1 pseudogene is annotated in these 511 nt (G+C 46.0%); it reads right to left on the reverse strand.

Annotated features, from left to right (window positions below):
* Positions 1–511 (reverse strand): annotated as a pseudogene (locus R7Z77_RS28600) (sulfite reductase subunit beta); the annotation flags it as partial.

The following is a 511-nucleotide window of genomic DNA, read 5'->3' on the forward strand; positions in this document are numbered from 1 at the left end:
GTTTTGAACTTACGTGGTAAGTAAGTTTTGCCCAGAATCGGCTCATGTTCTTCGGTCGATTCGACTTTCTCTCCGTCTAACCAAATTTCAGCATACGCGCGAGTTTTAGGTAGAAGGTGTTCACTGATCTTCTTCGCCCACTCGTAAGCTTCTTGATGCAATTCAGACTCTACCGGGTTCGTGGTACACAGTACGTTACGGTTAACGTCTCCTGCTGTCGCGATTGAATCAATACCGATGCTGTTTAGCGTTTGGTGCATCAACTTGATATTTGGTTTTAGTACGCCATGGAACTGAAACGTTTGACGTGTCGTCAGGCGAATACTTCCATATAACGAGTGTTCTGTAGCAAACTTGTCGATCGCCAGCCATTGTGTTGGCGTAATAATACCGCCAGGCATACGAGCACGAAGCATCACGTTATGAAGAGGCTCAAGCTTTTGCTTGGTACGCTCGTTACGGATATCGCGATCGTCTTGCTGATACATACCGTGGAAACGAATAAGTTGGA

This window comes from Vibrio sp. 1401 (assembly GCF_033340295.1).